The organism is bacterium Scap17 (assembly GCA_013376735.1).
Lineage (GTDB): Bacteria > Pseudomonadota > Gammaproteobacteria > Pseudomonadales > Halomonadaceae > Cobetia.
Genome location: VINJ01000001.1, coordinates 2235123 through 2260750 on the forward strand (window position 1 = coordinate 2235123; position 25628 = coordinate 2260750).

General features: G+C 61.8%; 20 protein-coding genes and 1 pseudogene. 11 read left to right on the top strand and 10 right to left on the bottom strand.

Annotated features, from left to right (window positions below):
- The first annotated feature begins 262 nt into the window (after positions 1–262).
- The 3 genes from FLM52_09595 to FLM52_09605 all read left to right on the top strand — a co-directional run bounded on the left by FLM52_09595 (position 263) and on the right by FLM52_09605 (position 4181).
- Entirely contained in the window at positions 263–1399 is a 1137-nt protein-coding gene (locus tag FLM52_09595; GenBank protein ID NVN56042.1) for an MFS transporter, read from the top strand.
- Positions 1400–1591: 192 nt separating this feature from the next.
- Entirely contained in the window at positions 1592–2803 is a 1212-nt protein-coding gene (locus tag FLM52_09600; protein NVN56043.1) for a dicarboxylate/amino acid:cation symporter, read from the top strand.
- 331 nt (positions 2804–3134) lie between these two features.
- On the top strand, positions 3135–4181 hold the full coding sequence (locus FLM52_09605; protein NVN56044.1) for a hypothetical protein: 1047 nt from the start codon (positions 3135–3137) through the stop codon (positions 4179–4181).
- Positions 4182–4314: 133 nt separating this feature from the next.
- Here FLM52_09605 and FLM52_09610 read toward each other — a convergent pair whose 3' ends face one another.
- The 4 genes from FLM52_09610 to FLM52_09625 all read right to left on the bottom strand — a co-directional run bounded on the left by FLM52_09610 (position 4315) and on the right by FLM52_09625 (position 9080).
- Positions 4315–4848 (bottom strand): hypothetical protein, encoded by a 534-nt coding sequence (locus tag FLM52_09610; GenBank protein NVN56045.1) that lies wholly within the window; start codon positions 4846–4848, stop codon positions 4315–4317.
- Positions 4849–5232: 384 nt separating this feature from the next.
- Positions 5233–6525 (bottom strand): c-type cytochrome, encoded by a 1293-nt coding sequence (locus FLM52_09615; GenBank protein ID NVN56046.1) that lies wholly within the window; start codon positions 6523–6525, stop codon positions 5233–5235.
- Between the two features lie 239 nt (positions 6526–6764).
- Positions 6765–8378: a GMC family oxidoreductase gene (locus FLM52_09620; GenBank protein ID NVN56047.1), complete on the bottom strand. Its 1614-nt coding sequence runs from the start codon at positions 8376–8378 to the stop codon at positions 6765–6767.
- Between the two features lie 153 nt (positions 8379–8531).
- The gene (locus FLM52_09625; protein ID NVN56048.1) at positions 8532–9080 is read right to left on the bottom strand and encodes a hypothetical protein; all 549 of its coding nucleotides are present in this window, start codon (positions 9078–9080) and stop codon (positions 8532–8534) included.
- Between the two features lie 580 nt (positions 9081–9660).
- Between FLM52_09625 and FLM52_09630 the strand changes: the two genes are divergently transcribed.
- From FLM52_09630 to FLM52_09645, 4 genes are all read left to right on the top strand, one after another.
- Complete coding sequence (locus FLM52_09630; protein NVN56049.1) at positions 9661–10122, top strand: carboxypeptidase regulatory-like domain-containing protein; 462 nt, start codon at positions 9661–9663, stop codon at positions 10120–10122.
- Positions 10123–10176: 54 nt separating this feature from the next.
- The gene (locus FLM52_09635; protein NVN56050.1) at positions 10177–10911 is read left to right on the top strand and encodes a helix-turn-helix domain-containing protein; all 735 of its coding nucleotides are present in this window, start codon (positions 10177–10179) and stop codon (positions 10909–10911) included.
- A 190-nt stretch (positions 10912–11101) separates the two neighbouring features.
- Positions 11102–12259, top strand: coding sequence for an EamA family transporter (locus FLM52_09640; GenBank protein ID NVN56051.1), 1158 nt, complete (start codon positions 11102–11104; stop codon positions 12257–12259).
- A 160-nt stretch (positions 12260–12419) separates the two neighbouring features.
- Positions 12420–13412: an EamA family transporter gene (locus tag FLM52_09645; protein NVN56052.1), complete on the top strand. Its 993-nt coding sequence runs from the start codon at positions 12420–12422 to the stop codon at positions 13410–13412.
- 144 nt (positions 13413–13556) lie between these two features.
- Here the strand turns inward: FLM52_09645 and FLM52_09650 are convergent, their stop codons facing one another.
- The 4 genes from FLM52_09650 to FLM52_09665 form a co-directional block, all read right to left on the bottom strand.
- Positions 13557–13886: a HigA family addiction module antidote protein gene (locus FLM52_09650; GenBank protein ID NVN56053.1), complete on the bottom strand. Its 330-nt coding sequence runs from the start codon at positions 13884–13886 to the stop codon at positions 13557–13559.
- Positions 13887–13900: 14 nt separating this feature from the next.
- On the bottom strand, positions 13901–14194 hold the full coding sequence (locus FLM52_09655; protein NVN56054.1) for a type II toxin-antitoxin system RelE/ParE family toxin: 294 nt from the start codon (positions 14192–14194) through the stop codon (positions 13901–13903).
- Between the two features lie 169 nt (positions 14195–14363).
- Positions 14364–15626: a cytosine permease gene (gene codB / locus FLM52_09660; GenBank protein ID NVN56055.1), complete on the bottom strand. Its 1263-nt coding sequence runs from the start codon at positions 15624–15626 to the stop codon at positions 14364–14366.
- Between the two features lie 553 nt (positions 15627–16179).
- Positions 16180–18618, bottom strand: a complete 2439-nt coding sequence (locus tag FLM52_09665; protein NVN56056.1) for an FdhF/YdeP family oxidoreductase — start codon at positions 18616–18618, stop codon at positions 16180–16182.
- Positions 18619–18940: 322 nt separating this feature from the next.
- Here FLM52_09665 and FLM52_09670 point away from each other — a divergent pair, with 322 nt between their 5' ends.
- Positions 18941–19381 (top strand): hemerythrin domain-containing protein, encoded by a 441-nt coding sequence (locus tag FLM52_09670; GenBank protein NVN56057.1) that lies wholly within the window; start codon positions 18941–18943, stop codon positions 19379–19381.
- A gap of 267 nt (positions 19382–19648) precedes the next feature.
- On the opposite strand, the pseudogene FLM52_09675 reads toward FLM52_09670, so the two are convergent.
- A pseudogene (locus FLM52_09675) lies at positions 19649–20329 on the bottom strand (hypothetical protein).
- Between the two features lie 425 nt (positions 20330–20754).
- Between FLM52_09675 and FLM52_09680 the strand changes: the two are divergent.
- Positions 20755–21108, top strand: coding sequence for a hypothetical protein (locus tag FLM52_09680; GenBank protein NVN56058.1), 354 nt, complete (start codon positions 20755–20757; stop codon positions 21106–21108).
- A gap of 198 nt (positions 21109–21306) precedes the next feature.
- Positions 21307–22161: an SDR family oxidoreductase gene (locus FLM52_09685; GenBank protein NVN56059.1), complete on the top strand. Its 855-nt coding sequence runs from the start codon at positions 21307–21309 to the stop codon at positions 22159–22161.
- Positions 22162–22310: 149 nt separating this feature from the next.
- Here FLM52_09685 and FLM52_09690 read toward each other — a convergent pair whose 3' ends face one another.
- Entirely contained in the window at positions 22311–23381 is a 1071-nt protein-coding gene (locus FLM52_09690; protein NVN56060.1) for an MBL fold metallo-hydrolase, read from the bottom strand.
- A gap of 164 nt (positions 23382–23545) precedes the next feature.
- On the opposite strand from FLM52_09690, the gene FLM52_09695 reads away from it, so the two are divergent.
- Positions 23546–25501: a TonB-dependent receptor gene (locus tag FLM52_09695; GenBank protein NVN56061.1), complete on the top strand. Its 1956-nt coding sequence runs from the start codon at positions 23546–23548 to the stop codon at positions 25499–25501.
- Positions 25502–25628: the final 127 nt, after the last annotated feature.

Consider the following 25628-nt stretch of genomic DNA (forward strand, 5'->3'; position numbering starts at 1 on the left):
TCTATACCGGGTGAGCATCAAACATATCAAACACCAACATTTCTCTTATAGGTGAACACTGCCTACCCTGCCCCTCGTGAATCACCGCTGCCACGGCTGGCAGCACGCACATGAGGACACCCAGGTGACAGGCACTTCCCCTTCAAGCACTTCCCCATCGGACACTGCGCGATCAGATACTGTCCAGGCAGGCACTGACACGCCGACATCGACACCAGAGGCTGACAGCACGCCCGCCATTGGCCGCGGGTTGTTGTGGCTGATGGCGATCGCGGTCGCCGCGACCGCCGCCAATCTGTACTACAACCAGCCGCTGCTGGCGGAGATGGCCCGCTCACTGGGCGTGAGCCAGGGCATGATCGGCCTGATCCCCTCCGCGACCCAATTCGGCTACGCCGCAGCCATCCTGCTGATCTCGCCGCTGGGCGACACCATGGACAGGCGCCAGCTGATCCGCAATCTGTCCATCACCTTGGCACTGGCCTCACTGGGCATCTTCCTGGCCCCCAGCTTCTGGCCGCTGTTGCTGGCAAGCTTCGTGGCCGGGCTGGGCGCCAACATCACCCAGCAGCTGATTCCGCTGACCGCCTCGCTGTCCACCCCCAAGGCGCGCGGCAAGAACATCGCCACCCTGATGACGGGGCTGACCATCGGCATACTGCTGTCACGCACCCTGAGCGGCAGCATCGGCGGATACTGGGGCTGGCGCAGCGTCTTCCTGGTCGCGGCCATCCTCACCGTCATCATCGGTGTGCTGCTGCATCGTCACCTGCCCAGCCGTGCGCCTGCCGTGCAGATGGCCTACCCCAGACTGATCGCCTCGATGGGCACGCTGTTCAAGCAACATGCCCTGCTGCGAGAGTCCGCACTGACCGGCGCGCTATGGTTCGCGGCCTTCAATGCCATGTGGGCGTCGCTGGCCATTCATGTCACTGATGCGCCGTTTGACTACAGCGTCCAGCAGGCGGGACTGTTCGGCATCATCGGACTGGCGGGCATCTTCGGTGCCAAGGCGGCGGGCCGACTGGTCAATCGTGTCGGCGCGGGGCGCCTGATCAGCTTCGCCTTGGTGACGGTGCTGGCATCCTTCGCGGTACTCAGCGTGTGGAGCGACAGCCTGGCCGGACTGATCGTCGGCATCATCCTGCTGGACCTGGGCGTCTTCGCGGCCCAGATTCCCAACCAGGTGCGCGTATTCTCGATCGACCCCAAGGCCCAGAGCCGCATGAACGCCGTCTACATGCTGTGCTACTACCTCGGTGCGGCAGCCGGTTCCGCCATCGGCGTCAAGATGATGAGCATCTATGGCTGGCAGGGCATGTCGCTGTTCGGGCTGGCACTGGCAGCGCTGGCACTGGTTCATCATCGTGTGAAGCAACGCCACACGGGGGCCAGTTGAACGTCTGAAATGGCAGCCGATCAGCACGCCGAATCCCCGCGCACGAGCCGCAGGATTCGGCGTCTGGGAGAGCGCCTGAAATGGTGAGGCAATTCAGGTAAACTCTGCGCGCCATTTCGGTGCGTCGCCGAGGTGGTACGCGATTCACGACCCGTTATCGGGGCAAGAACCCGTCAAACCCTCGAGATCCACATGAAGCTCATCGTCAAACTTATCCTCGGCATCATTGCCGGCCTGCTGATCGGCCTGATGGCCCCGGATGCCCTCGTACGTGCCGCGCTGACCGCCAAGGTCATCATCGGCCAGCTGATCAACTTCACCATCCCGTTGATCATCCTGTTCTACGTCATGAGCGGCATCGCGTCGCTGCCGAAGAATTCCGGCGCCATGCTCGGTCGCACCGTCGGCATGGCCTACGGGTCGACGATTCTGGCCGGCATCTTCGCCTTCCTGGTGGCCAGCAACCTGCTGCCCGGCATGCTGTCCGGCATGGCGCCGGTCGCTGAAGGCCGCGATGCCCTGACTCCCTTTCTTGATCTCGAAATCCCCGCGGCACTGCCGGTGATGACAGCCCTGGTGCTGGCCTTCGTGTTCGGCGTGGTCATCAGCCGCCGCGAACTGCCGACCCTGAAAAGCGCCGTCTTCGAATCGCGTGAAGTGGTCGAGGTATTCCTCAATCGCGTCATCATCCCGCTGCTGCCCCTGTTCATCGCCGGCACCTTTGCCGAGATGGCCTACGAGGGCAAGGCGCTGTCGACACTGGATACCTTCTGGAAGGTGCTGGTGCTGGCGATCGTGATGCACTGGATCTGGCTGAGCACGGCCTACCTGATCACCGGCCTGATCCAGCGTCGTTCTCCGCTGGGCCTCTTGCGCAACATGCTGCCGGCCTACCTGACGGCGCTGGGCACCATGTCGTCGGCGGCGACCATCCCGGTCAGCCTGCGTCAGACCAAGGCCAACGGCGTCAGCGATGAAGTGGCCAACTTCAGCGTGCCGCTGTGCGCCACCATCCACCTGTCCGGTTCCACCATCACCATCGTCACCTGCGCCACTGCCGTGATGATGATGAGCCACAACCTGGCACTCGCAAGCCTCGGCGAAGTGATTCCGTTCTTGATCATGCTGGGCCTGACCATGATCGCCGCGCCCGGAGCACCGGGTGGCGCGGTGATGGCGGCGCTGGGCGTGCTGGGCAGCATGCTCGGCTTTGGCGAGGCGGAACTTGGCCTGATGATCGCGCTGTATCTGGCCCAGGACAGCTTCGGCACCGCCACTAACGTCACCGGCGATGGCGTGATCGCGCTGTGGGTCGATCACTTCGCGCGCCGCGATGGTGTGGTGACTACGCAGGAACTGGATGCCGCGACCAGCGAAGCACCAGTGGCACGCTCACAGCCGTGAGCTGCCCTATGTGCTGAGCCGTGAGCAGTCGCATGCTCTGAGCCGTGCAAGAAGTGAGCTGAGCCACCTGCGCTGACAGTCGTCAAAAGCCCCGCCTCCTTTCGGAGACGGGGCTTTTTCATGCCCGCGGCCATCCATACGCTCATCTCCACGGCTATCCTCACGGCTATCCTCTCAATCACCCCGCAGGATGGCGTGCCGGCGGGAGGTGAGACATGACGCCGCGCCGTGCCTGACACCCACAAGCCAAACGGCTACCATTGGCGCCCACGCGCGAGCGCTGTCATCGCTGCCGTACGTCATCACCCTGTTACCGTTGCCGGAGTGCCAGATGTCCCTGCTTCCCCCTGCACTGTTCTGTCCTTCGATATCACTACCGATATCTCGCCCGCGCCTGGCACGCATGTTCGCCACCCTGTCGCTCACCACTGCCAGCCTGACCCTCGCCCAGCACGCCAGCGCGCTGGAGATCGGCATGCCCGCCGATGGCGGTGTCAGCGTCAGCCCCGCCGTGATGCTCGAAGCCAAGGGCACCCTCGATGACCAACTGAGCAGCCCGCTGATGCTCAAGCAGTTCTCAAGCCCTGAGGCCGTGGAGCAAGGGCTGAGCGATGGTAGCCTCGACGCTGCCTACCTGACGCCGCAGATGCTCAAGGCTCTGGCCGAAAGCGGCATGTCACTGCGAGTGCTGGATGGCGCGGATCTCGACGATGTCAGCCTGGTCGCGCGTGACGAGCTGATCCGCTACACCGAGTTGTTCGAGCCGCAGGAGCTGCTGATCCGCTTCCTCAACGACACCACGCGTGCTGTGCGAGTGGTGATGCGCGATGACGATGCACGCTCGCATCTAGCGCTGAAGCAGTGGGTCGAGGTCAAGGTCGGCTCCAGCATGCAGCTGGTCAGCCCGCGCTCGCTGGAAGAGCTCGAAGGCGATGAATATGTCGGGGATGCGCCCCAGGCGCTGATCAACAGCCGCAAGATGCACGCGGCCTTCCTCAACGGCGATGACGCGACGCGTCTGGTGGCCTTGCATCCGCTGTCCAAGGACTGGCTGCCGCGCGCCGACATGCTCGACCTGCCGCGCATGCTGCTGGTCAGTCGTGCCGATATCGAGGATGCGAGCCTTGAGGCCGAGCTCGAGTCGCTGGCCGCCGAACACGCCCGCATGCAGCAGAGCCTGCATGGCGAGGAGCCGCTGAAGCTCGCCTTCACGCTCAAGCAGGCCTGGCCGGCGGATGCCGGTGAGGCGCCGAGTCTGCCCAGGGTGGTGCATGCGCTGAACGGGCGCTCGATCCCGACCGCCGACATGCGCACCGCCCTCGAGGACTGGCTGGGCGAGCAGCAGTCAGCGGTCAGCTGGCCTAAGCTCCAGCAGTAGACCCAGCAGTAGGCCCAGGTGTAGACCCGGCCGCAGGCCCAGCACTAGATCCAGCGGTCATGCCCGCCACAGGGCGAATGACAGACACAAAAAAACCCGCCGATTGGCGGGTTTTTTCGATCAAGGGCAACGATCAGGCGTCGAGGGCTTCAGCGATCTGGGACTGAGCCTTCGGGCCGATGCCCTTGACTTCAGAGATCACGCCATCGGCGTGAGCCTTGCGAACCTTGGCGACGTCGTCGTAGCCAGCATCAGTCAGGGCACGGATAGCGGCAGCATTGAGGCCGAGGTCTTCCAGAGAGGCCGCATCGGCTTCTTCGGTCGCTTCCTCGACGGCTGCGCCCATCGGCATCATGCGAGACTGGGCGATGGCCTGTTCGCGTGCAAGACGTGCCTTGTACTGCACCAGCTTCTGGTTGAACTCGTGCTCGACCTGCTTGCGGTGCTTGTCAGAGGCTGCGGCTTTCTCGCTCAGGCGTTCGTTGCGAGCGCGCAGGTCTTCGACTTCCTTCTTTGCCTTGTCACGGGCATTACGGAGCTTGTCGGCTTCCTTGCTGGCTTCACGCAGCTGACGCTCCAGCTCCTTGATGCGGGCGTTCTGGTCCTGCTTGATGTCCTGCTCCTGAAACAGGGATGCAAGCTGGTCGTCAAGATTAGCGTCGGTCATACTGCTATGTTGCCTCGAATAATTGATAAAGAGCTAAAGTCTGGGCACACATTCTACCGCAGTTCTTCAGTTTGTGCTGCATTTGAGCGCAACACGAGCGGGATGAATGTGAATCGGGGGTCCTGCATGGGGCAATATTACCCCAACTGTGTGACATCGCCAGTCACGGATGAACCAGTCATGGTTGATCCAATCGAGGATGATACCGAGCGCGGGATGAGACGGCCTGAACGCACACGACAACCGCACGTCGGCACCGTGGCGCAGGTCACGAAAGAGACAGCCCGCTTTGAGAGGCTGTCTTTTTTCGCGGTTACCCAGCACTTGCGCAGGCCTGTCAGCACAGACCTCAGCGCCTGCACCGGACTCAGGCCTTCACCTGACTCAGTGCTTGCGCCAGTCCTCGAGCTTGTCGCTCAGCTGCTGACGACGCGCTTCGGGCGATGCCAGCGTCTCGGACTGATGACCTTCCCCGAAGCGATTCTCGAGATAGTCCATTAGGTTGATCAGCTCATCGTCGGTCAGGCTGTCATTGAAGGCCGGCATGAAGACACTGTGGCCGTTGTTCTCACGCTGCACGCCATTGAGGATCGCCTGAGCCAGATTGTCCGGATAGACACTGCCGGTCACGCTGTTGTGGAACAGCGACGGGTAGTAGCCATCCTGGGTGCCGGCACCATCCGCGCCGTGACACATGGCGCAGTGGCCCAGATACAGACGCACGCCAGGAGTTGCATCGGTCAGCTGACCTATCAGATCTTCATCATCGGGGCGCTTGTCCAGCGGCTGACCGCGCAGCAACAGCACGTCATCGGCCGGTGCGCCCTGATTGAAGCGCGTGGCGACCTGCGGCTCGCTTTCGGCCTTGCGATCGCCGTCATTGACCGCCTCGCCCTGCTCGCCCTTGCCATCCACCGCCGGAATCGACTTCAGATAGACCGCGATGGCGCGCAGGTCATCTTCACTCATGTAACGCATGGAGTGTTCGACCACATCCGCCATCGGGCCGCCAGCCTGCGCCTTGCCCTTGAGGTTGCCGGTCGCCAGATAGGTCTGGATATCCTGCTCGCTCCAGCTGCCCAAGCCGTCCTTGTGATCAGGTGTCAGATTGAAGGCGCGCCAGCCTTCAATCATCGCCCCACCCAGATAGCCTTCTTCTTCACCGGTCAGTGCTTTTTCCTGGAAGGCGAAGCCACGCTCGGTGTGACAGCTGCCACAGTGGCCCGGCCCCTGGACGAGGTAGGCGCCACGGTTCCAGTCGGCACTCTTCTCGGGGTCATCCTGCCACGGCTCCAGCGGCGAGAAGATCTCTTCCCACAGCGCCATCGGCCAGCGCATGTTGAGCGGGAACGGAATCTCGCTTTCGCGGTTGGGCGTGCCGCTCGGCGTGACTTCATGCATGTTCCAGGCGTAGAGCGCCTTGATGTCCTCATCCGTCAGACGGGCATAGGACGGGAACGGCATCGCCGGATAGAGGTTGTGGCCATCGGCAGCCTCGCCCTCGCGAAGCACACGGGTGTACTCCTCGAGGGTGTAGTTGCCGATGCCGTGCTCGGTGTCCGGGGTAATGTTGGTGGCGTAGATCTCACCCACCGGGGTCTCGAAGCCGAGACCACCGGCGTATTCATCGCCGTCCTCGGTGCTGTGACAGGCCGCACAATCACTGGCGCGTGCCATGTACAGCCCCTTCTCGATCAGCGCGGGGTCATTGGTGGCGGCCTTGTCGGCTTCCACCTGTCTGGCGTGCTCGTCCTCGCCGCTACCACAGGCGCTGAGCAACAAGGCGCTGGTGCCCACAATGGCGGCCAGGCGGACGGCACGGGTCAGGCGTGCGGGGCGAAGGGTCGGGCGGGCACCGCGACCTTTCTCATCAATGGCATCACGGGTGCCAGCAGTACGGACGTGCGGGACCATGCTTATATTTCCTGTTCGAGCAGATCGGCAATACGCAGAGACAACGCCGCGATGGTCAGAGTGCAATTGACCGACCCGACGGTGGGCATGCTGCCCGAGCTGGCGACAAACAGGTTGTCATGGCCATGCACTCGGCAATCGCGATCCACCACGGAGTCTTTGGGGTTGTCTCCCATCAGGGTCGTACCGCAGATATGCTGGTTGTTGGAGAACTCATCACGAAACGCGATGTCGGTACCTCCCATCAACTGAGCGATACGCGCATATTGTTCTCGGGTATGCGCGGCGCTTCGCTTGACGTACTCATCGATAGCATAACGGAATTCCGGGCGCGGCAGGCCCAGAGCGTCGCGTTTTTTTGACGGCGTGATGCGATTGACAGCCTCTGGCAACAGCTCGTGGAAGCTATCGAACTGCACATAGCGGCTGGCGCGGTTATTGATCTGCGCCTGCAGATCCGCACCGAGCCTGAGCGGTGTTTCCGACAGCACCTCCGTCGTCATCTGTTGCGTGCGGGCAATGTTGGACAGATGCAGCTTCTTGGATGCGAAGTCCTTGCGGAAGTCGCCGTCGCGCCAGGTGATGATCGAGGTCATCTCCTGAGGGCCACGCCCGGCCCACAGCGGCTCATCGGCCAGAAAGCTCACCCCGGTGCCAGGATGGTCCATAAGATGCCGACCGACCATGTCGTTCTGGTTACCCACCCCATCGGGGGTATGGGCGTTGACCGACATCTGCATCAGCTTGGGCGTCTCGATGCCATTGGCCGCCAGCACCACCCGCGCCGCACTCAGGCGATGCTGCTTGCCGTCGGGGTCCAGATAGCGCACCTCGCGAATCTTGCCACTGGCGTCGCTTTCCAGATGATGCACGATGGCATTGTCGATCAACCTGGCGCCGGCACGTTCGGCCTTCTCGACATGGATGATGCCGGAGTACATAGCACCGATCGGGCAGATAGGCATGCAGTTGTTGTTGCCGCAGCAGGTCGGGCGCTCATCATAGGGGCGGCTGTTGCGCGCCACCGGCTCGGTGACCATGTCGAAGCCGTGGGGATTGATGCGCTCGCTGACCCGCCGCTCGTTCCACGACAGCGGCAGCGGTGCCATCGGATACTCGGCGCTGCGCGGGCTGCCCAGATCGACATCATTCGGCCCCCACACACCCAGCGCGACCTCGGCGCGGAAGTAATAGTCTTCCAGATCGTCATAGCCGATCGGCCAGTCACGCCCGACGCCATACTCGCTCTTCATACGGAAATCACTGGGCAGGAAGCGCCAGGCCGAGGCCGCCCAATGCCAAGTGGTACCGCCGACGGCGCGGATATACTGGGCGTCATAGGGCTGCTCGCCCTTCTGCACCAGATAGTCGGCATTCTTGCCGTAGAGCATCGGATGGGGCGCCGCCTTGCTGGCAGGATAGGGCCCCATGAAGTCCATCTTGTTGGCCTGGTTGCGGAAGCGCTCGACGATCTGCCAGCGCTGCATGCGCGGGCCGGCTTCCAGCATGATGACCGACTTGCCGGCCTCGGCCAGGCGATGTGCGATCAGGGCACCGGCGACGCCGGACCCCACCACGATCACATCGGCATCATACGCACGGGATTCCTCGGCCATGCAGGATTCTCCTCGGGAAATTGGGAACAGCAACAGGAGCGGTCAGGACGCCCCTGGAAGATCTGGCACGCAGGCGATGTCAGAAGCGGAGGTCTCAGCACGGACCCGAGGCCCTACCATCCGTCACGCGCAGATCTGAAGAAAGCGTGCCAGTCAGGCCTTGGGTGCCTCGGCCCAGAACCCCGGACGGTTGGGGCAATAGGTACGCACCACCTGCACATCGCGCGGCCCGGCATACATGCCAGCGCGCTCGAAGGCGATGACCTCGGCGGCGGGGTCACTGATCGACTTGCCGACCGTGCCGAGCATCCAGGCCTGCAGCAGACGGCGCACCAGCGCCATTTCGCCGTCGCTCAGGTCTTCCTTTGTCACGTACTCTCGCGACTCGCCCAGGGCCAGCAAGCGGGTCTTGAGGGCCGGCAACCTGCCGACACCGGGCACTCCCTCGGCCGGAATTCTCGCCAGCGCCTCGAAGTAGCGCTGGCCCAGCCGCTCATCCAGGGCCTTGTCGCTGAGCAGCCAGCGCGACAGGACCATGAACGTCGCGAAGGCACTGTCATCCTGCGTCTGTTGCTCGTCAGCGACTGTATCGGCTAGGGCCTGAAGGGACAGGCCGCCAAACACGGCAATGCCTGCCCCACCAAGCCCCAGCTTCAATAGCTGGCGACGTGAAGAATCAGTAGCGCTCTGGGATGTCGACATGCGGCCCTCCCGGACAATGAATGGTTCACCCGACGCCAGCGCACCGCGCGCTAGGCGGTCATGCCATCTAAGCTGCACTCGAACAGCACACAGGCAGATTTTGAGCGGTTTTGAACAGCTCTTGCGAAGCCCTTGCACAGGGTTTGATGAATAGCATGGTAACAAGCGCCATCACGTTATAGACAAACGTATAATGAACAAGGAATTCCTGTTTAAGCAACTCCAGAGGCTTGCTTCGCGCAACCCAGCGCGCTCACAAGCAAACGCTTGCTGTTGGCCTACCGACAAGGGTCGGTCGAAACCGCGAGAGTTATCAGCGGATGCCTACGGATGCCGATGCCTGACGGAAGAATCATCCGCGCCTGTCTCTCGCTCACCGGCAGTTCCCTGACTGTGCTCGGCGCAGTAGGATGTGGGGCAAAGGCAGCAGCTGTGGCCAGACTGGCTCGCTCACGCGCCGACGCACGCGCCGCCCATCACTCGACTTCAGGGAAGACTCGCCATGCTTCGTCACTTGCGTACTCCACTCGCTCTGCTCATGAGCACCGCCGTTCTTGCCGGGTGTGAAAGCGCCTCGCGCATGGCCGACAGCATTTCGCTGCCGGACTTCGGCTCTTCGCAGTCCGAACAGGGCGAGCAGCGCGTCCAGCGCACGGTCGCCTTCCCGGAGGCGGAGTACGCCAAGCTCGACAAGACCGGCACCTCGGTGATCAAGGGCCGCATGTCCTATGAGTGGCAGGGCCAGACAATCTACGCCAACCGGGCGGGCATCTCGATCGCGCCGGTCACCACCTACTCCGCAGAAGCCGCGGAACTGGCGCTGGCGGGCAAGACGGCGTCTCGCGCCGACCCGCGTGCCCAGGCCTATACCCACATCGTGCGCACTGACAGCAATGGCTACTTCAATGCCACTGGCCTGCCATCCGGCACCTTCTATGTCGCCGGTGTCATCCAGTTGCCGGACGGCACACGCAGCCCGCTGATTCTCAGTCAAGTGCAGGTCGGTCGCGGCCAGACCCGCAGCATCGAGCTGAGCCGCTGATACCCTCTTGCTCTCCATGCTGCCCTTGTATCGCCGGATGATGGCCACCGCTCGATGACGACACTCTCGCTGCGCGCCTATACCCCACAGGCCACGGTCCATGACCACGACCACCACCAGCTGGTGCTGCCGATCCGCGGCCATCTCGATATCCAGGTCGGCAGCCATCACGGCACCGTGGTCACCGGCGAGTGCGTCATCATTCGCCCCAGGGAATCGCACCTGTTTCATGCCAAGGACGCCGCGCGTTTCATCGTCGCTGACCTGGACACCCTGCCCGACAATCTCGCGGCTTCACAACGCGTGGTGTTCTCGATCAGCACCCTGCTGATGAACTACCTGCTGTTTCTCGAAGCGCAGCTGCAGGGTGAGGTCGACAAGCACATCGATCAGCTCTCCATCGCGCTGTTTCTCGGCCTGCTGGAGAAGCAGACCTGTGATCAGCGCGTCGATCGTCGTCTGCTCAGAGTGCTCGACGTCATGAACGCGCAGCTGGCCCAGCCCCACGACGTGGCATCACTGGCCAGACTCGCCCACCTGAGCCCGACCCAGTTTCACAAGGTGTTTCGCGACAATCTGGGCGTCAGCGTCAAGCAGTACCTGACCGCCAGACGCATGGAGCGCGCGCGGGCGCAGTTGATCCACACCGATCTCAGCGTCCAGCAGGTCGCCGAGGCCGTCGGCTATCAGAACCTTTCCGCCTTCTCGCGGCGCTTTTCCTGCTACTTCGGCCAGTCGCCACGCGATATGACGCGCCAGTATTCGAGCCTCACTCCCCCGGATGACTGACTGAATGACCGACTCGATCATCTGAACAACCAATTGGGTACCCGAGCCCGACAGTCAATCACCGCACTCCGGTGGTATATGATGTTTTGCTTCTCCTGGCAGATAAGAGCGTAGTTTCAGCACAATATATCCTCGCGATGAGGCGTAATCTCGTGCACACCGAGACACACTTCATTGCGAGCCATCCACCATGCAGCACTCCTTCTCCCGGACGCCCTTCCGCCCAGCGCTGGAACGCCAGATCGGCAATCTTTCCGTCCTCACGGCCGCCCTGCTATGGGGCACGACCGGCACCGCCGCCCACTTCAATCAGGATGTCAGCCCGTTGGTCACCGGCGCCTTCGCCATGGGCTTTGGCGGCATTCTGCAGGCTGTGCTGTCGCGACGAATCCTCCATGAGGAGCTGGCCGCCCTGCTGGTCAACAAGCATCTCGTGCTGTGGGCAGCACTGTTCATCATCGTCTACCCGCTGGCCTTCTATTCGGCCATGGAATACACCGGCGTCGCGATGGGCACCGTGATCACCATCGCCACGGCGCCGTTGGCGGCAGCGGTGCTGGAATATGTGCTGGATCGCAAGCGCGTCAGTGCGCGCTGGTACGCGGCGCTGATGCTGGGCATGGCCGGCGTGGGGCTGATGGCCATGGGGGAGACACGCCTGGCGGACACGGCGGCAAACGCCACTGCCAGCGGCGTTGCCAGCGAGAGCCGCAAGCTCATCGGTATCGGGCTGGGCGTGCTGGCCGGCGCGAGCTACGCCACCTATTCGCTGCTTGCCAGACGCATGATGCTGCTGGGCGTGCATCGCCGTGCAGCCATGGGGGCGATGTTCGGCTGTGCCGGCGTCCTGCTGTTGATCGGCCTGGTCATCAGCTGCCTGTTCCTCGATCCGCGCCTGTTTGCCACGCCGGTGAATTCGGCGGTTGCCATCTACATGGCGCTGATCCCGATGCTGCTGGCCAGCCTCATATTCGGACGCGGGCTCGCCAGCGTGCCAATCAGCCGGGTGACAGTCCTGACCATGTTCGAGCCATTGGTGGCGGGCCTGTTGGCCGTCATCGTGGTCGGCGAGCAGTTCACACTGATGGGGGCCATCGGCATGGTGCTGATCATGACCTGCCTGATGCTGCAACTGCGTCCGCAGGCAACGCAGGCGCCGATGGCCAGCCCGCAGGCAGACCTCGCGGCCTGGACGACACCTGACACGGCCTGCGACGCTCAAGCTGATACACACGTCGACACTGCCCACTGGGGTAAGCGTGATCCGTGGAGCGATACCGAGCATGGCCGCGATACCAAGCAAGGGTCGGAGCAAGAAACGGCGCCATGGCAGCGTCACGACGCCTGACGACCAGGGATTTGTTGGCAAGTGGGAGTGAGCGCCCTGATCGGCAGCCAGCTGGCGCGGCAACTCAACTCCCCGAAAGTGGTTTCAGCACACTTTTGCCAAGACTCATGCGGCGACTGAGAACGGCCAAGGGATTGGCAAGATACGCAAGGACATCACCATGACAACCACTCGCACTGATATCGCGGCCTCTTCAAGGTCGACCGGCATGGGTAGCCTGGCCGTTCTGTTTGCCGCGCTGCTGTGGGGTACCACCGGCACGGCGGCCCACTTCAATCAGGATGTCAGTCCGCTGGCGACTGGCGCCTTCGCCATGGGCGTCGGCGGCTTGCTACAGGCAGTGATCGCGCGGCCCAATATCATGGGCTGTCTGGGCCTGTTGCTGGCGCAGAAGAGCCGGGTGTTGCTCGGCGCCGTGTGTGTCGTCATCTACCCGCTGGCCTTCTATTCCTCGATGCATCTGGCCGGCGTCGCCATCGGCACGGTGATCACCATCGCCACGGCACCACTGGCCGCGGCGATTCTGGAGCGCCTGTTCGGCCACCACCGACTCACGCTGAGCTGGTATCTCAGCCTCGCGCTGGGCATTGCCGGTGTGGTGATGATGGCGATGGGCGAAACGGCCACTCATGGCGGAGACATTGCCACCATCAGCGCCAGCGGCGACCCGATGGCGACAGGGTCAGTGAGCGTGCCTGACGCTGACTGGCAACGCCTGGCCGGCATCGTGCTGGGCATCATCGCCGGCACGACCTACGCCGCCTATTCACTGATCGCCCGGCGCATGATGGACCATGGCACCCACGCCCGCGCTGCCATGGGCAGCCTGTTCGGCGTCGCCGGTATCGCGTTGATCGCAGGCCTGGGCCTCAGCATGCTGGTGGCCGACCCGCGCCTGTTCGCCACCCCCGGCAACACATCGGTCGCGCTCTACATGGCACTGGTGCCGATGTTCCTCGGCTATATCGCCTTCGGCTACGGCTTGAAGACCGTCGCCGCCAGCAAGGCCACCCTGCTCACCCTGTTCGAACCGCTGGTCGCCGCGCTGCTCGCCGTGACCTTCGTCGGGGAACATATCGCACCGCTCGGCTGGCTCGGCATGGCGCTGATCGCTGTCTGTCTGGTAATTCAGGTGAAGCCAGCAACCGCCTGATCTAACCGAGCGGCACGACGAGGTGTTACCGAATGCAAAAAGCACAAAGCCCCAGCCTGAGTGTCAGGCTGGGGCTTTGTATTGCTGGGCATAAGCTCTCGGGCTCACGCCATCTCAATCACTCGCCGTGAAGCGCGCAGGACGTCAATGCGAGGCAAGCTCGGTGGCATCAACTTGCGGCGTTATGCGACGCACGCCCTTGGCATCCTGCGCGTAGGCACGATGTCGCACATCCCAGAGCTCTACGGCATGCTGGATGTTGAGCCAGAACTCCGGCGTATTGCCTAGCGCAGCCGCCAGCTTGATGGCCATCGGGGCCGTCAAGGTGCCCTTGTCATGCACGATACGACTCAAGGTATTTCTGTGCACTCCCATCGCCTCGGCCAGGGTGCGAATGTCGATGCCCATCGGCTCCAGAAACTCTGCCGTCAACATCTCGCCTACCGTCAGTGGTCGCCGCTGAGTATTTCTCATCACTGCTACCTCCTCTAGCCCTTGTAAGCATGCGGGTCTAGATATGTTTGATGGGCAATCCCTGCCTCCCATCGAAAGATGAGTCGATACTGCTTGTTGACGCGAATCGAGCAATAACCTGCGAGATTGCCCTGTAGATGCTCGAAACGATTGCCTGGCGGAATCCTCAGATCAGACTCCTGGCTTGCGGCATCGAGAATCTGCAACTTGCGATAGAGCGAACTGGAGAGCGCCGCAGGTATCTTGCGGTGACCAACATCTCGCTCGTAGAAGCTCTCGAGCCACTCATCCCTGAATTCCACCGCCATGGCAGCACCTTTTTCCCCTCATTCTATGCACAACCATGTTGTGCATCAAGTGGCCCTCCCTGAGGTGGCTCCACCCTGAAGCTTCTTCACACATGAAAAGCGCCCAACGAGTCCAAGACTCGTTGGGCGCTTCATATTCCTCTGGCCTTCACACCAGACGCTCAACGACTCACGCTGCCGTCTTGTTGACCAGCTCCACCCTGGCAAGCTTGATCAGTCCGCCGTAGACGACGAAGGCGATCACGACACCCACGACCGGCGGCATGAAGGGTGAGCTCCAAGCACACAGGCAGGCGATGGCGTAGGCGGCAAGGCCCGGCCAGTGGTAATCGACCTTGGGCATCTCGGCGAGGCGCGGATACTGTCCTTTGTGACCGAGCCAGAAGTTGGCCATTATCACGCCGCCGATCGGCGGGATGAAGGTGCCGAGCAGAATCAGGAATGGGATCAGCCACTCATACATGCCGAGTACCGCCAGCACCGTGCCGATAGCCGCGCCGCCCAGGGTGACGCGCTGACGATGCGGCGTGCGCAGCAGATTGCAGCCGGCGATCGCGAAGTTGTAGATGGTATTGTCCTGGGTGGTCCAGATATTGAGAAACAGCATCAGCACGGCGAGGCTGACCAGCCCCTGGGCGATCATCACATCGACGATATCAGCCTGCTGATAGATCATCGCGCCCAGCGCACCGGTCAGCACCATCAAGCCATTGCCGACGAAGAAGGCCGCCAGCGTGGCGATCACGGCGATCTTCGGCGAGCGCGCGAAGCGGCTCCAGTTGGTCGCCTGAGTGCCGCCACTGATGAAGGTGCCGATCACCGCGGTGATGGCGGCGGTCCAGCTCATGGAATCCGTCGGCGTCAGTGCCGCAAGTCCCGCCATGCCGCCGACATCGACCATGCCGGTGTAGAGGCTGAACAGGATGAACAGCAGCATGGCCGGCACGGCGACACGTGACAGCATGTCCAGGCCGCGATAGCCGATCATCGCCGTCAGACAGAAAGCAAAGCCGAAGATGACCATCAGCGGCGTGGTCAGCCATTCCGGCAGGCCGAGTGTCTTGACCAGCACGATGGCGATGGTCGCGGTGCCCCAGGCGTACCAGCCGATCTGGGTGAAGCCGAGCACGAAGTCGGACAGACGGCTGCCCTTCTCGCCAAAGCACAGGCGGCCCATCAATACCGAGTTGAGGCCGCTCTTGCAGGCGATGTAGGCCAGCGCCGCCGCATAGCTCCCCAGCAGCAGATTGCCGATCACGATGATCCACATCAGCTCATTGAGTTCGAAGGCCGCGCCCAGTGACCCACCGGCCCACATGGTGGCGGTGAAGAAGGTGAAGCCGAGCAGCACCATCGAGGTGGAAAGCAGCCCACGTCGTGCAGAAGCGGGGACTTCGCTCAAGGGATAATCATTGCCGGATTCGCCTGCCATCGAGGCATGGTCTGAAGCATGACCTGAAGTGCGGTCTGCGGAATGAGGTGAGGAGTGTTCTGCCATGAGTGCCTTCCTGGAGCTCGGTCGTGAGTCGTCGAGTCTTGTGGGGGTGTCAGCCTGCCTGAACGCCGGGCACCGCCCCGCGGGCAAGGTGGCGGGCAGGGCGGAGGTCAGAGCGGCGGTCGCTACCCTACCACCACGCAAGATTCACGCCACCCATCCTCACGCCGCGCAACAAACCAGCTCACCGCCTGTGCCATGAAGCTGACACAGGCGTCAGGATCCGGCCTGGCTACAGGCGCAGGTGAGCGCAAGGCCATCTCCAGAAAGATTTCGCGGCTAGCCCGGCGCAACACCTACGAACCCCTCAGGTACGCCGACGTTGGCATCATCTTGAGCGCCAGACACAAGAACGCCACGCGGCGCACTCTTTCAGTGCAGCGCGTGGCGCGGCTCTCGCCCTCCTTCACTGACATCAAAACCTGACGCCAAGTACAGGATGCAAATTTTTTCAAGTATTTCCTTGTTTAGCGGTTCATGCTGAAGCCCTTCAACTGCTCGCCAACACACCCTCCGTGGCATTGACCTCTTCGCTGTCCATCAGGCGCAACCGGACCGGCACCGATTTCGAGGCGGGCGTGTTGCTACGCGCATCACGGTGATCCAGCGGAATCAGATCATTGGTTTCCGGGTAGTACGCTGCCAGACAGCCGGTAGGGATGTCGTATTCCTTGAGCTTGAAGCCGGCCATGCTGCGCTCGACACCATCCTCGCTCACGGTCTCCAGCCGCACCCGCTGCCCCTCGTGAAGGCCCAGCGTCTCGAGGTCCCGTGGGCTGATCATCACCACCATGCGCGTGCCGTAGACGTCGCGATAGCGGTCATCATTGGAGTAGACGGTGGTATTGAACTGGTCATGGCCCCGCATGGTGCTGAGCAGGAAGGTGCTATCCATGTCCAGCGTCTCATGGGTGACCTTGTTCAACCCCTCCTCATCGGTGCCCAGCCCCTCAGGGAACAGGAAGTTGGCGCGCCCCGTGTCCGTGTGCCAGATGCGCTCACGCGGGGCGATGCGGATATGGAAGCCGCCCTGAGCCAGGCGCGCATTGTAGTCGGGGAAGATCTGCGGGAAGACCTGCTCGATGCGATCACGGATCCGAGCGTAATCCGCCTGCAGCCAATCCCAATCCAGGGTGGGATGCGGCGGCAACGTCGCCTTGGCCAACTGACAGGTGATGGCGATCTCGGAGTGCAGACCTGGGTCCGCCGGCGCCATTACACCGCGCGAGGGCGAGACATTGCACATGCCGTCCTCGACACTGGTGACCTGCTCGGCCCCCTTGCCATCGGCACCTGCCTGGAGATCGCGCTCGCTGTGCCCCAGGGTCGGCAGTACCCAGCCATGCTTGCCGGGGTGCAGATGGCTGCGATTGAGCTTGGTGGCGACATGCACCGTCATGTCCAGCTCGCGCACCTTTTCCACCACACGCTTCTGATCAGGAATCGCGCGGAAGAAATTGCCGCCCATGCCGATGAAGGCGCGCACCTCGCCGCGCAGGATCGCTTCACAGCATTCAGCGACATCATGACCATTCTCGCGCGGACACTGGATATCGAAGACTCGATCGAAGGCGTCAAGCATGGCATCAGTGGGCAGATTCTCGATCCCCACGGTGCGGTCGCCCTGCACATTGGAATGTCCGCGCACCGGACAGGGCCCGGCACCCGGCTTGCCGATATTGCCGCGCAACAGCAGCAGGTTGACGATCTGCTGGATGGTATCGCCACCCCGAGCATGCTGGGTGATACCCATGCCCCAGCAGCAGATGACGCGCTCCGCCTCAAGATAGGTCTGCGCGGCCTGCTCCAGCGACTCACGTGTCAGGCCCGACATCTCGACCAGCTCCTGCCAGTCGAGTCCACGGCAGTGATCAGCGAAGGCGTCGAAGCCATGGGTATGCTGCGCGATGAAGTCGTGATCCAGCAGCCCCACCGCATGCGGATTGCGCTCACGCAGCGCATCGTCGGCCTCGATCACGTACTTGCACATCGCCTGCACGGCAGCGAGATCACCGCCAATGCGCAACTGATGATACTGAGTACTGATCTCGACGCCCTTGCCGCTCAGCATGTCCTTCGGCGACTGGGGGTCGGCGAAGCTCACCAGCGCCCGCTCGCGCAGTGGATTGAAACTGACCACCTCGGCACCGCGTCCCCGCGCCTCATGCAGATCCCCCAGCATGCGGGGGCTGTTGGTGCCGCTGTTCTGGCCGAAGATGAAGATGGCATCGGCCTGCTTGAAGTCTTCGAGATTCACCGTCGCCTTGCCGATGCCGATGGACTCCGGCAGTGCCCGCGAGGTGGTCTCGTGACACATGTTCGAGCAATCCGGGAAGTTGTTGGTGCCGTACATGCGCCCGAACAGCGAGAACAGGAAGGCCGCCTCGTTGGAGGTACGCCCCGAGGTATAGAACTCGACCTGATTCGGGTCATCATACTGTTTGAGACGCTCACCAATCTCGGCGTAGGCCGCCTCCCAGCTGGTGACCTCATAGCGATCCTCAGCTGCGTTGTAGCGCAGCGGATGCGTCAGGCGCCCTTCCTTCTCCAGATGATGATCCGCCCACTCACGAAGCTGGCTCACGGTGTTCTGAGCGAAGAGTTCATCGCTCACGCGCTCACGCGTGGCCTCCCATGCCAGTGCCTTGGCACCATTCTCACAGAAATTGGCCCCCTTGGGCTTGTCCCCATTCGGCCAGGCACAGCTCGGACAGATGAAGCCATCCGGCTTGTTCATCTTCATCAGGCTGAGGTGGCCCTTGACGGGCAGATGCTCCTGCCAGATGAAGGTCTCCACCGCCTTGAGCGATGGCCAGCCGCCACCCGGCGGCCGGTTCAGTTGGCTGCCCGCAAGTGAAGCGGACAACGCCGGCGCGTGCGACCCCTTCGAGCTGAATGAATCGACTGGCGTGGTCTCATCGTGTGACATGTCGTGGCTCCTGGCGGCGCTCGCTCACTTCATCGGCGTCAGTCACAAGACATCGACCCGGGAAGAGAGGCAGGCAAAAGGTGGGCAATGATTCATCACTTGCCTCGACGAGACCCTTTTTCAAGGTCGATCGGCGTTGCGCACTTGAACTTCCGCCGATCCGCCACCAGAGTTGTACAAACCTGACACAAGCAAGGCCTTTCGGCGCAAGCAAGACCTCCTGATGCAAGCAAGTCCTCCCGACCAGGAAAGCCATTGATCAGGATGTGCCATTGGCCTTGCCAAGCAACTCAAGAAGCCAAAGCTGATGAGGAGCCGGACTATGACCATTTTTGAAGCCCTGCGCGAGACCCACGACGAACAGCGCCACCTGCTGGACATGCTGGTACAGACCGAAGGCGACAGCGAGCCGCGCGATGACCTGTTCAAGCGCCTCAAGGAGTCGCTGACCCACCACGCGGGAGCAGAGGAACGAGCGCTCTACATTCCGATGATGGAACACGACATGACGCAGGAGAAAGCGCGTCACAGCGTGGCCGAGCATCACGAGATCGACGAGCTGGTAGAGAAGCTGGAAGCGACCGATTACAGCTCTCCCGGCTGGCTGGCCGCCGCCAAGCAGCTACAGCACCTGGTCACCCACCACCTGGATGAGGAAGAGCAGGAAGTCTTCCAGCTGGCAGGCCGTGTCTTCGATGAGGCCACCAAGAAACAGCTTGCCGAGGAATATCATCAGGACATGAAGGCGCGCGAAGCAGCCTGATACGTCTCCTGATGCCTAGCGCCTGACGCGCGACAGTAGACCAGCAGGATATGAAACGGGCTGGCCACATGCAGTGGCCAGCCCGTTGTCGTTGATGGTGGTCGAGATGTTAAGCAAAAGAGTCTGACGCCCGGCCACACGACCTTACCGGCGGCGACTGCCTTTCCCCCCAGCACCCTTGAACATGCCACCAGCACGCTTGCCCTTCTTCTCACCCTTGCCCGCCGCTGGCCTGGCCTCGGAGGTCGCGGAACGTCCGACATGGCGGGCGATCCAGATCGTATGCTTGGCTCCGGACGTGCCATGCGCGTACACCTGACGCGCATCGGCCTTGAAACCGGCCCGCGACAGACGCTGCGAGAAGCGCGCATCGGCCGTGGCCGACCACACCGCCAGAATGCCAGCCGGTCGCAACGCCCTGGCGCATACCGCCAGCCCCTCGGTACTGTAGAGCCAGTCATTTTCATCCGCGGTCAGGCCTTCCGGGCCATTGTCCACGTCCAGCATGATGGCATCGAAGCCGCCGGGCGCTTCACGCAGCACCTCGGCCACATCGCGATTCTCGACGGTCGTGCGCGGATCCCGAATCGGGTAGCCCGCCTTGGCCCCCAGCGGGCCATCATTCCAGGCCACCACTCCCGGCACCAGCTCGGCGACGACCACCTCGGCATCGGCCTTGAAGTGCTTGAGTGCGGCGGCCAGCGTGAAGCCCATCCCCAGTCCGCCGATCAGAACGCGCTGCGGCGCCGAGGCCGTGCCGCGACTCTTGAGCAGACCGGCAGGAATCTCTGCCAGCGCATCTTCCGAACCATGCATGCGGGTATTCATCAGCTGCCCGCCCTTGCCGCTCTCGATCTTGATGACGAAGTCCTCGCCATACTCGAACAGACACAACGAATCCGTCGTGCCGGGGATCGGCGCGGTATCGAGCAGCACAAAGCGTTTCATGGCACATCCATAGAAGGAAAAATGATCATCTGTCAGGTGGCTTGGTGGCCATCCTGACTATATTCAACATGACGGACATCTGTACGACATGGGGGAGCGTTAGTCTAACAGTCGGAACCCCGTGGCAGGTATCCGCCTGCGCGAAGGCATGAAGTTTCGCGAAACCACGATAAAAAATGAGAACATGCGCGCATCAAGGCTGGAAGATATTCGCGAATTCTCTAATACTACCCATTGAAGAACGCAGCACTCGCTCAAAGCGAACACTCTCAGTATGAATCTTCACTCTGATCGATGGTTGTCATGCAAGGGACGGCACTTGGGTCACGATGCAGGCAGGTCAGCCTACGGCCATCATCACAGCGTGATACATAGAGAATCATTCAAGATTCCGACTCATCGGAACTCGCAAAGAGGATATTTCGATGCCGCATACCCATCCGGAGCAACTCGCGACGATCAGTGCCAGCCAGGTCGAGGAACACTTTCGTGATCTCCATCCCATCGTCGCGTTGGTCTCAGCCACTCGGCTGCTGCAATTCCTCGAGCGGGAAGGTCTGACACTGCATGCACACCGTGCTCTGTGCGCCAGCATCATTCGCAAGGCATTGCCCAGCCTCGAAACCGGCCCCGGGCATGATCCTGCCAATCTGCCGAGCCTGCACGGAATAGAACAGACCGAGGAAAGCGAGCCGCGTGTTCCACTTGCGCAGGCCATGGCAGCGGGCGCCAGTACGCCAGCCACCATACATGACAAGCATGAGGATATCGCCTCCTGACAACCGCCAGGTCTGCTGATGACGCTTAACTCCGACGCCCAGTCCCTTTCATGCGGAACTGGGCGTTTTAATATTGCTAAACAAGAAAATCATCATGAAGGGTTTAATCCGTCGCGATCGTCCACAGATCTGTGGGTAGACGTTCAGCGTCTGAACGCGCACCAGCGCATTCACGATCAACGAACCAAAGGTGACGGCATGACTCAGCAACAGCCCCCACAGCATCAGAACCATCAACCGGGCGATGAACATCGCATGGACCCCAAGCCTGAGTACATCCGCGAGAGCTATCGCGGCAGTGGCAAGCTCACGGGCAAGGTGGCAGTCATCACCGGTGGTGACAGCGGTATCGGTCGCGCCGCCGCCGTGCACTTCGCACGCGAGGGTGCCGATTGTCTGATCACGCACCTGGGCAGTGAAGAAGTCGATGCCCAAGAGACCATCCGATTGATCGAAGCCGAAGGCAGACGCGGACGCCGCATCGAAGGGGATATCGGCGACCCGGCCTTCTGCCGCAAGGTCGTCGAGGGCGCGATGGAGGAATTCGGACAGATAAATATTCTGGTCAACAATGCCGCCGAGCAGTACGACTGGGATGACGTGACCGAGATCGATGATGAGCAGATCGAGCGTACCTTCAAGACCAATCTGTTCAGTCACTTCTACATGATCAAGGCCGCCGTGCCGCACCTCTCCAAAGGCGATTCCATCATCGCCACCTCATCCGTCAACGCCTTCAAGGGCAATGACAGCCTGATTGATTACAGCGCCACCAAGGGCGCCATCCAGGGACTGGTACGTTCACTGTCCGGCACGTTGATGGATCGCGGTATTCGCGTCAATGCCGTCGCGCCCGGCCCGGTGTGGACTCCCTTGATCCCCGCCAGCTTCGAGGATGAAAAGGTCGCCAACTTCGGCCAGCAGGTACCGATGGAACGCCCAGGCCAGCCAAGCGAAATGGGCCCTGCCTACGTCTATCTGGCCAGCGAAGACTCAAGCTACATGACAGGCCAGACGATTCATCTCAATGGTGGCGTCGTGCTCAATACCTGATCACAGACCTTCAGCACGCACCTGAGCAAACCGGATGTGATACGACATGCTGATGCGACATGCTCTATCTCTATGCGCCTTTGTCGATACAAAACGGGCCGCCCATCTTGGGCGGCCCGTTTTGTCGCGCGCAATGTCCGCAGGATGACTCAGCGAGCGGCACGCAGACGCTCGGCCTGAGCCAGCGTGCAATCACTGAGCAGATCCAGCGCGCCCAGTGCCTGATCGCCGGTCACGAAGGGGTGTGCATCGCCTGACTTGCGAGTCTCGAGTGCCGCGATTCGTCCGGGGGTGCCATCTCGCTTGGGATGATTGGACAGGAAGACGTCGACACCTGCCTCTTGTGCAATCTGATGCATGCGTGACGCCGAGGCAGAGTAGCCGCGCAATCTGGCTTCGTCCGGCCCGAAGTTGAAGCCAGTCCCGCCCCACAGCACAGCGTGATGCACCTCATCGCCATCCTTGACCGGGAACACCAACGACAGCGTGCCGGGAGTATGCCCGGGCGTGATGTACATGCCGAGCGTGGTGTCACCCAGCGTCAGCCTCTCATCGTCGATGACCTGATGATCCCGCTCTGGCGGCTCTCCCCAACGTGGGTTGTCGATGCGCTGCTCGGGGTCATCCAGCATGTCCCAATCGATCTTGGTCATGATCACCTCGGGGGCATACTGCTCCACGATCCAGGATTGACCGCCGTAATGGTCGCCATGGCCATGGGTAATTACCAGATAGCGAATATCGGCAGGGTCCAGCCCCAGCTCGCGCATGCCCGGCGCGATGATGGTCTCGGCCTGATTCGGGGTGTTCATCGCATCGATGAGGATGATGCCCTCGGAGGTGGTCAAGGCCCAGCTTGAAACCTGGCCATTGCCGACGAAGTAGAGATTGTCGAATACCTTGTGCGGCCCCAGCGACTTGCGCTTGTCAGCGGAAGGCTTCGATCTGGGTTTGGCTTTGGCAGTCTCACCCTCCGCGTGTCGATGGCGCTTGCCGGCGTCAACCAAGGGAGCTTCGAGGCTACATAGACTGTGCAGGCCCGGATATCCCTCACCCGCCGCCAATCCCCGTTGTGCAAGCTGAGTCGCAAGCGGCGACATCGCCGCCGCAGCAGAAGCATCGACTGGCTGCGATGCCGCGCTTGCCAAGGCAACACCTGAAAGCGGCAGACTGATCAACCCTGCCAACAGTCCTGCCGTAACTCGCCGAGAATTCCCCATAGAAAGCCCTATCTCACCAAGATGAATGGATTCAGCATTTAAAGATTGTCACCAACGCCACTTTTACGCAACAGTGCGTTGCGTAGCCGCAATGCAAAGCATTATCATTAAAAAAGTGCACGAATGATGCACATACATAAAGATAATCTGGGGAACTCCAATCGATGCCAGCGCTCCTACCCGCTCATAACCCATCTGCACCTCGCCATTTCTCGGCTTCACGCTCAGCAGTCTTGTTGGCGCTGGCGACGCTTCCCTCTCTGGTAGCACTCCCGAGCCATGCCTCCGACCAGCTGGAAGACATCGTCGTCACCGCATCCGGGCATGATCAGATGGCCAAGGATGCCCCGGCCTCGATGAGCGTGATAACGCGTGAGAGCCTTGAAGGCCGTCATTACAGCGACCTCACCGATGCGCTGCGCGGCTTGCCCGGCGTGACGGTATCCAGCGGCGGCTACTCCAAGGACATCAGCATTCGTGGCATGCCCGGTGAATATACGCTGATTCTGGTGGATGGCCGCCCGATCGACAGCCGTGATACGCGACCGAGCGGCAGTGGTGGCTTCGAGCAGGATTGGCTGCCGTCACTTGAAGCGATCGAGCGTATCGAGGTGGTACGTGGCCCGATGTCGACGCGTTATGGCTCCGATGCCATCGGCGGGGTCATCAATATCATCACCCGCAAGACACAGGAGGAATGGGTCACCAATCTGCACTATGACACCTTCATTCCACAGCACAGCGTGTCGGGACATGAACGCCAGAGCCGCATTCGCACCTCGGGCCCGCTCATCGATGGGTTGCTGGGCCTGAGCGTCAGCGCCGGACAGACCACGCGCCAGGAAGATGACATCACGCGCGGCTACCCACAGCGCAAGCGTCAGGACCTCGACACCAAGCTCAGCCTCACGCCGGACGACAACCAGCGCATCGAGGCCGAATTCGCCTATCACGATCAGAATCGCCAGACCGAGGAAGGCCGCAGTCAGGGCCAGGACAGTGATCGTGATTGGGATACTCGCCGCTTCAGCCTCAGCCATCAGGGTGACTGGGCCAGCGCCAGCACCAATTCCTACGTTCAGTACGAGACGTCACGCAACGATAGCCGTGACATCACGCTGAGCAATACCAAGGCGAGCAGCAACGTGCTGATTCCGCTGGGCGATCACCTGACCACCCTGGGCGTGAGCTTCGAGGAGGAGCACCTCGAGGACAACGACACCAACGCCCTGAGCGAGATCAACGAGATCCGCAACAGCCGCTGGTCACTGTTCGCCGAGGACGAATGGCTGCTGACCGACGACTGGGCGCTGACCGGCGGCGTGCGTCTGGATGAAGACGAGAACTACGGCAGCCACCTGTCACCGCGTCTTTATAGCGTCTACCAACTGGCCGACAGCTGGACGCTCAAGACAGGCGTGGCGACCGGGTACAAGGCGCCGAGTCTGCGTCAGGTCGCCGACAACTGGGTACAGGACAGTCGCGGCGGCGATATCTATGGCAATCCGGATCTGGAAGCCGAGACCTCTCTCAGCCGCGAGATCGGCCTGCTGTATGACAATGCCAGAGGCACCCAGGCGGGCGTGACCCTGTTCCGCAGCGACTTCGATGACAAGATCGTCACCGAACTGTGCCCGGATGGCGCCTGCGCCGGCGGCGCGGATGATGCGCGCTGGTACAACAACGTCGACAGTGCCGTCACCCAGGGCGTCGAGCTGAGTCTCAATCAGGAGCTGAGTCACGACCTCGCGCTGGCACTCAGCTACACCTATACCGATTCCGAGCAGACCAGTGGCGAGAACAAGGGCCAACCGCTGACCCAGATTCCCCGCCACCAGGCCACGGCTCAGCTGGACTGGCAGCTCAACCATCGCCTCAATCACTGGACACGAGTCGACTGGCGTGGCGAAGAGACCCAGCCAGCTACCGGTGTCACCAGTCGTACCGTCATCGCGCCGTCCTACACGATCGTCGATACCGGCGTCAGCTTCGATGCCACCACTCAGTTGACACTTAGCGCCGGCCTCTACAACCTGTTCGACAAGCGTGTGCGCTACGACGACTTCGGCTACGTGGAAGATGGCCGCCGCCTGTGGGTCGGCGTCGACTACACCCTCTAACACTGACTCAGGCCGCCAACGGCTTGCCTCCCATGCAGTGAGCGATCAGCCCGCTGCATGGGAGGTAATCGCGGCTTTCCTCGCCACGCCTCTCTTCTCTCCTCTTCTGTTCCTCTCTCCTCTTTTC